The sequence below is a fragment of the Streptomyces sp. SID5785 genome (assembly GCF_009870065.1).
GTDB lineage: Bacteria > Actinomycetota > Actinomycetes > Streptomycetales > Streptomycetaceae > Streptomyces.
Map to the genome: position 1 here is coordinate 1 of NZ_WWIA01000763.1, position 5050 is coordinate 5050.

Genomic DNA, 5050 nt, shown 5'->3' on the forward strand with positions numbered 1-5050 from the left:
AGGATCCGGGCCTGGTTCGCCGCCTGCGCGGTGAAGCAGCCCGCGTCGACCAGGGCGAGTCCCGCGGCGGTGACCACCGGGCGGTCGAGCCCCGTGCACAGCAGGGCCGCGCCCACCGCGGCGGTCGCCATGCTGACGGCGATCACGGCGCGCGGCGCGTACCGGTCCCCCAGCCGCCCGGCGACCGGGAGCGCCGCGAACCCGAGCACCCCGGCGAGGCTGTAGAGCCCGATGGCGGCGGCGTCCAGCCCGTACGGCGGCTGCCCGAGCCGCACCGTCAGCGCCACCCAGACCAGGCTGAACGCGAAGTACCACAGGCTCCCGCCGACCACCGCGCGGCGCAGGGTGCGATGACGGCGCAGCAGTCCCGGCAGCGCCACGAGCGTCGCGAGGTACGTGCCGGAGGGCGCGGGCCGCTCGGCCGGCAGCCGCAGCCGGGCGCCGGCGGCGCAGGCCAGGACCAGGGCGGCGAAGACGAGCAGCATCCCGCGCCATCCGACGGCGTCGGCGAGCGCCCCGCCGACGAGCCGGCTCAGCAGGATCCCGGCGGACATCCCCGCGGCGACCAGGGACACGGCCGTCCCGCGCCGCGACGGCGGCACGCCGCGCCCGGCGATCGTCGAGGCCATGGCACTGACGGCGGCGCCGGCCCCGACGACGGCGTAGGCGGCGAGCAGCACGGCGAGGTCGCGGGCGAGCGCGGCGGTGACGAGTCCGGCGGCGAGCAGCACGAGCTGTCCGGGGACCAGGCGGCGGGGCGCGGCCCGGTCGGCGAGCGGGAGCAGGAAGGCGAATCCGGCGATGCAGCCGGCCAGGGCCGCCGTCGTGACCAGGCCGACGGCGGCGGCCGAGGTGCCGGTGTCGCGGGCGACGTCGCCGAGGGCCGGCTGGATCGCGTAGTTGTTGGCGAGGGCCACGCCCGCGGTGCCGGCGAGGAGTGCGACGCCGCCGCGCCGCAGGCTCACGGTGCCTCGTCCCGGACGAGCACGACGGCGTAGCGGCACTCCCGCGCGGTCGCGTTGACGAAGACGCACGGCGCGGGCGGTCCCAGCTCGACGGCGTCCCCGGCGCCCAGCTCGTGCACGGTGTCCCCCTCGTGGAAGGTGAGGTGCCCGTCGAGGACCCAGACGGTCTGCCGGTGGAAGGCGAACGCGGCGGCGGGGTAGGGGACTTCGGCGCCGGCGGGCAGCCGGATCTCGGCGACCTCGGCCGGGAAGCCGGGGGCGGAGACCTGGCGGCGCGTGTACCCGGTGCCGGGGTCGTGCCACAGCGGGGCGCTGTCCGTGCGCCGCACCCGCTCCGTCCGGGTGTCCTCGGGGTCGAGCAGCGTCGCGACGCTCAGCCGGAACGCCGCGGACAGCTTGCCCAGCACCACGGCCGTCGGGTTGCTCTCGCCGCGCTCGATGCGGTGGATCATCGCGCGGGACACCCCGGACTCCTCGGCGAGCTCCGCGAGCGTCCAGCGCCGCCGGTCCCGCTCGGCGCGGATCCGGGCGCCGATGCGCTCCACCAGAGGGTCTACCATGTTGGACATGGCTCCAATATACGAGACGTCCCGGGCCGGGTCACAGGCGGTGACGGTGCGCCCGGCCCGCGCGAGCGACCTGGACCCGGTCCTGACCATCCGCAATCACGCGATCGAGCACGGCACGGCCCTGTGGACGGACACCCCGCAGACCCGCGACGAGGGCGCGGCCTGGCTCGGGGACCATCTGGGGCGCGGCTCGGCGTTCGTGGCCGAGCACGCGGGCACGGTCGTCGGCTTCGCGGTGTACGGCCCGTGGAAGGCGTACTCCGGCTTCCGGCACACGGTGGAGAACTCGGTGTACGTCGCCGACGGCCGGCACGGCCTGGGGATCGGCTCGGCCCTGCTGAGCACGCTCGTGGCCGCGGCCAGGGCCGCGGATCTGCACGTGATGATCGCGGGTATCGAGGCGAGCAACGCGGCGTCGGTCCGGCTGCACGAGCGGCACGGGTTCGAGCACGCGGGCACGGTGCGGGAGGTGGGCCGGAAGTTCGGCCGCTGGCTCGACCTCACGCTGATGCGCCTGCCGCTGGACGGGCCGGACCGCGACGGGTTCGCCGGGCAGCGTATGGGTGATACTGACTGAGACACGAGGCACACCGGAGGGACCGCGCACCGCGCCCCTCCCGACGCACGGGGGTCCACTCATGGTCTACGGCATCATCATCCTGGCGGTCCTCGCCGTCGTGGGGGCGGGCTGCCTGGTCACGCTGCGCCGCCGGGGCGGCTCGGGCGAGCGGGGCGCGCAGGAGCGCGCTGCGGCCGGTCGCGGACTGAGCGACGGCGTGTCCGGGACGAACGCGACCCGCCAGAACATCGGCCCGTCCTGACGGCCGCTCCCCGGACAGGCCCTAGAGCCCCAGGTCCTTCGCCACGATCTCCTTCATGATCTCCGTCGTGCCGCCGTAGATGGTGGTGATGCGGGAGTCGAGATAGGCGTGGGCGATCGGGTACTCCATCATGTAGCCGTAGGCGCCGTGGAGTTGGAGACAGCGTCCGACGATGCCGACGTAGTTCTCGGTCGCCCAGAACTTGGCCGCTGCGGCGTCCACGGCGGTCAGTCCGCCGCGGGAGTGGCGGGCGAGCAGGCCGTCCAGGTAGGTCCGGCCGACGCGTGCGGTGGTGACCATGTCGGCCAGCTCGAACCGGGTGTTCTGGAAGGAGCCGACCGTGCGGCCGAAGGCCTTGCGCTCGCGCACGTAGTCCACGGTCCGTTCGAGCACCGCCTCGATGGAGGCCATCGCGTTGGCCGCGATCGAGATCCGCTCCTGGGCGAGGTTGCGCATCAGGGAGCGGAAGCCCGTGCCCTCGGCCCCGAGCAGGTTGGCGGCGGGCACCCTGACGTCCTGGAAGAACAGCTCGCTGGTGTCCTGGGCGTGCAGGCCGATCTTCTCCAGGTTGCGGCCGCGCGTGAAGCCGGGCCGGTCGGCCTCGATCACGAGGAGGCTGAGCCCGCCGTGCCGGTCGGGTCCGGTGCGGACGGCGGTGACGACCAGGTCGGCGTTCTGCCCGTTGGAGATGAAGACCTTGCTGCCGTTGACGACGTACGCGTCGCCCTCGCGGACGGCGGTGGTGGCGATGCCCGCCAGGTCGCTGCCGGTGCCCGGCTCGGTCATCGCGACCGCGACGACGCGTTCACCGGCGGCGATGCCGGGCAGCCAGCGCGCCTTCTGCGCGTCGTCGGTCAGGCCCGTGAAGTAGGGGACGACGATGTCGTTGGAGAGCCCGATCCCGGCGAGCGCGTCCGAGGCGGGGTGGCGGGAGAACTCCTCGCCGATCACCGCGTTGACCCGGAAGTCGGTGACGCCCCCTCCCCCGTACTCCTCCGGGATGTTGAAGCCGAGGATCCCGGCGCGGGCGGCCTCCCGGAAGAGCGCGCGGTCCACCCTGCCCGCCGTCCGCCAGCGCTCGGCGTGCGGAGCGGCGTGCCGGTCGGCGAAGGCGCGGACCGTGCTGCGCAGCAGTGCGTGCTCGTCGTCGTACAGCGACCGCTCGCCGATGAGGGCGCTCGTCATCAGGTCTCCCGTCGTGGCTGTTCCCGGTTCGGTGCGGGGCGGAGGCCCGGTGCGGCGGGCGCACCCCGGCTCGGTGCGGCGATCCCGCGTCGGCGACGCCCGGTGCGCGCCGATCACCGCACGCCCAGGCGCCGCAACAGCGACAGCCGGCCGTTCGTCCGCCGGACGAAGACCTCGGTCGCGGCCGGTCCGGGCCGCGGCGGCCCGAGCGGCAGGATCCGCTGACGCGCGAGGGTCTGGGTCTCGGTGTACTTGCGGATGCCCTCGGCCCCGTGCCGCCGGCCGAGCCCGCTGTCGCCCATGCCGCCCATCCCGGCCTCGACGCTGCCGGCCGCGGCGGCGGCGCCGTCGTTGATGTTGACCGAACCGGCGCGGATCTCCCGGGCCATGCGGGCGGCCTCGCGGTGGTCCCGGGACCACACGGACGCCGACAGGCCGTACCTGCCCCGGTTGGCCAGGTCCACCGCCTCACGGTCCGTGGCGTACGGGTACAGCGAGACGACCGGGCCGAACGTCTCCTCGTCGCAGACGGTCATGTCCGGGGTGACGCCCGCGAGGACGGTCGGCTCGTGGAAGTACGGGCCGATGTCGGGGCGGGCCCGGCCGCCGGTGAGGATCTCGGCGCCGCGGCTCACCGCGTCCTCGACGTGGGCGCGCACTCTCGCGAGCTGCGCCGCCGACGTGAGCGAACCGATGTCCGCGCCGTATCCGTAGTCCCGCCCGAGCCGCAACTCCTCGGTGGCCCGCACCAGTTCGGCACGGAACGCGTCGTGGGCCCGCTCGTGCACGTAGACGCGCTCGATGTGGATGCACATCTGGCCGGTGTTCGCGAAGGCCGCCGCCGCGGCGCCGGCGGCCGCGGCGGGCAGGTCGGCGTCCGCGCGCACGATCAGCGCGTTCTTGCCGCCGAGTTCGAGCGAGGCACCGACCAGGCGGCGCGCGGCGCGCTCGGCGACGGTGCGGCCGGTCGTGGTCGAGCCGGTGAAGCACACGTAGTCGGCCGCGTCCACGAGGGCGGTGCCGACGGCGGCACCCGGACCGGCCACGATCTGCCACACGTCCTGCGGCAGGCCCGCCTCCGCCATCAGGGTGCGCGTCCACAGCAGGGTCAGGGGGGTCTGCGGATCCGCCTTGGAGACGACGGTGTTGCCGGCGAGCAGCGCGGGCAGCACGTCGCCGGCACCGAGGTAGAGCGGGTAGTTCCAGGGCGAGATGACGCCGACGACGCCCTTCGGGACGCGGACCTGCGTGACCTTGGTCAGGCCGGGCACCATGCCGCGCACGGGGCGGTCCCGCAGGTAGTGCCGGGCGCGGCGGGCGTAGTGGCGGGCGATGGCGGCGACCTGGGCCACCTCCTGCCACGCGTGGTAGCGCGCCTTGCCCGTCTCCCACTGGATGAGGTCGAGCACCTGGTCCTGCCGTGCGAGCAGCAGGTCGTGGAAGGCGAGGACGATCGCGGCGCGGGCGCGCAGCGGGGTGCGCGACCAGCCCGCCCGGGCCGTCCGGGCCC

The 5050-nt window shown here is 74.9% G+C and carries 6 protein-coding genes; 2 read left to right on the forward strand and 4 right to left on the reverse strand.

The features are described from left to right. Nucleotides 1-965, reverse strand: a 965-nt coding sequence (locus GTW43_RS25050) for an MFS transporter (protein WP_161304276.1), incomplete at its 3' end; no start/stop codon positions are given. Beyond that, entirely contained in the window at nucleotides 962-1534 is a 573-nt protein-coding gene (locus GTW43_RS25055; protein ID WP_202501910.1) for an XRE family transcriptional regulator, read from the reverse strand. The genes GTW43_RS25050 and GTW43_RS25055, both read right to left, overlap by 4 nt. On the opposite strand from GTW43_RS25055, the gene GTW43_RS25060 reads away from it, so the two are divergent. Both GTW43_RS25060 and GTW43_RS25065 read left to right on the forward strand, forming a co-directional pair. Next, a complete protein-coding gene (locus GTW43_RS25060; RefSeq protein WP_161304277.1) occupies nucleotides 1533-2111 on the forward strand; it encodes a GNAT family N-acetyltransferase in 579 nt (192 codons plus the stop codon). The genes GTW43_RS25055 and GTW43_RS25060 overlap by 2 nt on opposite strands. Nucleotides 2112-2172: 61 nt before the next feature. Continuing rightward, nucleotides 2173-2355, forward strand: a complete 183-nt coding sequence (locus tag GTW43_RS25065; protein ID WP_161304278.1) for a hypothetical protein — start codon at nucleotides 2173-2175, stop codon at nucleotides 2353-2355. Nucleotides 2356-2376: 21 nt separating this feature from the next. On the opposite strand, the gene GTW43_RS25070 is transcribed toward GTW43_RS25065, so the two are convergent. Both GTW43_RS25070 and GTW43_RS25075 read right to left on the reverse strand, forming a co-directional pair. Further along, nucleotides 2377-3540 carry an acyl-CoA dehydrogenase family protein gene (locus GTW43_RS25070; RefSeq protein ID WP_161304279.1) on the reverse strand — a complete coding sequence of 388 codons (1164 nt, stop codon included), beginning with the start codon at nucleotides 3538-3540 and terminating at the stop codon, nucleotides 2377-2379. A 113-nt stretch (nucleotides 3541-3653) separates the two neighbouring features. Further along, nucleotides 3654-5050, reverse strand: a 1397-nt coding sequence (locus GTW43_RS25075; protein WP_161304280.1) for a succinic semialdehyde dehydrogenase, incomplete at its 5' end; no start/stop codon positions are given.

Bases quoted from the DNA above. Each gene is read 5' to 3' on its own strand.
- GTW43_RS25055 (WP_202501910.1), bottom strand. From the start codon at position 1,534: ATGTCCAACATGGTAGACCCTCTGGTGGAGCGCATCGGCGCCCGGATC.
- GTW43_RS25065 (WP_161304278.1), top strand. From the start codon at position 2,173: ATGGTCTACGGCATCATCATCCTGGCGGTCCTCGCCGTCGTGGGGGCG.
- GTW43_RS25060 (WP_161304277.1), top strand. From the start codon at position 1,533: ATGGCTCCAATATACGAGACGTCCCGGGCCGGGTCACAGGCGGTGACG.
- GTW43_RS25070 (WP_161304279.1), bottom strand. From the start codon at position 3,540: ATGACGAGCGCCCTCATCGGCGAGCGGTCGCTGTACGACGACGAGCAC.